Below are 1,938 nucleotides of genomic sequence, written 5' to 3'. Positions count from 1 at the left end.
GATAAACATCAATATCCGGCTATGTCCGGTTTTGTTTAAGTTTTATAGAGCAGCAGCAGCCTATCTGTAATATCATATACCCGGCGTAAACCCGCGCCTACAAATATTTATGACCCGATCGCTGGTCATTGGTGACGTAGCAAAACTGGTCACTGGTCACTTTTCGCGGTTTAATTATAAAGACTGTCGTTGGATTGTCGGATCACCCAACTATGCTGATTACACTGTTACTGTATGTTATTCTTGGTGGAACCTACCTGGTGGTGGCTCCTGGGGCTTTGTACTTTTACCTGAAAAGTCGCTGGTATGTAGCTGGTTCCGTAGAGCGGTTACTGATGTACTTTCTGGTTTTCTTTTTATTTCCAGGGCTGATTTTGCTGTCACCATTCCTAAATTTTCGTCCCCAACCCCGACAAATTGAAAGCTAATGCGACGAATTGATGTAATTGGGATTGGGATTGGCATTTTTGTAGCCGGAGGTCTGTTGTACTGGGTTTTTCAGTTATCAGGCTTTGATAGTAGCAAGGCGGGAATTTGGAGTCAGGCGATCTTGGTGGGAGGGTTAGTCCTGTGGCTACTCACCTACCTATGGCGCGCCGTCACCCAGACCATGACCTATAATCAACAGCTCAAAGATTACGAGGAAGCGGTGATTGAGAAGCGCATAGCGGAAATGACACCGGAACAACTCCAACAACTTCAGGCTGAAGTTGAGCAAGAAAAACAGCAAAAATCTGTCCATCGGGAGTCTGGGTCTGTAGATGAGCAATCAAAAAGCTAACCGGACTATCCCCACATATTCGAGTTTGAAATGATCTCAGTTTCTGAATGTTTCCAAAAGTTGCGCTCTGAGAGTCCAGCTAATGGCGATCGCCGCCAATGTGCGCTGATTCCATTTATCACAGCCGGAGATCCCGATTTAGATACTACCGCTAAAGCCCTCCAGGTTTTAGATAAAAATGGAGCAGACCTGATCGAGTTAGGGGTTCCCTACTCTGACCCCTTGGCTGATGGTCCAGTTATCCAAGCTGCTGCTACCCGTTCCTTAAATCGGGGAACTCGACTAGATGGGGTTTTGGAGATGCTGAAAACTGTTAGCCCTACTATCAAGGCTCCGATTATCTTATTTACTTATTACAATCCCATTCTGTATCGGGGGATTCCTGAGTTTCTCGCACAGATTAAGGATGCTGGGGTCAAGGGGTTAGTGGTTCCAGATTTACCCCTAGAAGAGGCTGAGATTCTCCTATATCCAGCTAAGGAACAGGGGATTGAATTGGTGTTGTTGGTGGCTCCTACCAGTTCCCCCGATCGCATTGAGGCGATCGCTCGTCAGTCCCAGGGTTTTATTTACCTGGTCAGTGTTACCGGAGTTACCGGAATGCGATCGCAGGTTCAGACCCGGGTTGAGGATTTACTTAAACAAATGCGCTCTCTCACCGATAAGCCTATTGGTGTGGGGTTTGGTATTTCTCAACTCGAACACGCCAAACAAGTTCGCTCCTGGGGGGCTGATGCTGTGATTGTGGGAAGTGCTTTTGTGAATCGACTGGCGGCGGCTTCCCCAGAACATGGGTTAGAGGCGATCGCCACTTTTTGTCAGAGTTTGAGAACCGCTATTGATGAGGATTAATCCATAGAAACCTCCCCAATAGTAGAGCATCACCATGTCGCCAAAAGAAAAAGGCTAGAAGTTGTAGTGCTCCCATAAACACTCAGCTTCCGGCCTTTTGAAACCCTCGTAATGTGCCTTTCTCTTATGATCATGGCAGGTTTCTTGTCAAACGGCAAGGGGTCTGTTGCAATTACCCACTTTTTCTCGTTCGCTCTAAATTACCGCCAAAGAAAAAGGTCGGAAGTGCAGTGTTCCCATAAACACTTATCTGATACATTTACGCGGCATTTTTCCGGTTGTTCCCGGACAATGCGACGATAGCA

General features: G+C 46.9%; 3 protein-coding genes. All 3 read left to right on the top strand.

Annotated features, from left to right (window positions below; genetic code table 11):
* Window positions 1-212: 212 nt before the first annotated feature.
* The 3 genes from ndhL to trpA are packed head-to-tail and all read left to right on the top strand — an operon-like array spanning window position 213 to window position 1,633.
* Window positions 213-428 (top strand): NAD(P)H-quinone oxidoreductase subunit L, encoded by a 216-nt coding sequence (gene ndhL, locus P5683_RS24405; protein WP_006626075.1) that lies wholly within the window; start codon window positions 213-215, stop codon window positions 426-428.
* Window positions 428-781: a DUF3007 family protein gene (locus P5683_RS24400; RefSeq protein ID WP_006626076.1), complete on the top strand. Its 354-nt coding sequence runs from the start codon at window positions 428-430 to the stop codon at window positions 779-781. The genes ndhL and P5683_RS24400 overlap by 1 nt, the downstream gene beginning before the upstream one ends.
* A 30-nt stretch (window positions 782-811) precedes the next feature.
* A complete protein-coding gene (gene trpA / locus P5683_RS24395) occupies window positions 812-1,633 on the top strand; it encodes a tryptophan synthase subunit alpha (RefSeq protein ID WP_006626077.1) in 822 nt (273 codons plus the stop codon).
* Window positions 1,634-1,938: the final 305 nt, after the last annotated feature.

Origin of the sequence: Limnospira sp. PMC 1279.21, from assembly GCF_032349615.1 — a bacterium.
GTDB lineage: Bacteria > Cyanobacteriota > Cyanobacteriia > Cyanobacteriales > Microcoleaceae > Limnospira > Limnospira fusiformis.
This window is presented reverse-complemented; position numbering and strand designations above follow the sequence as displayed.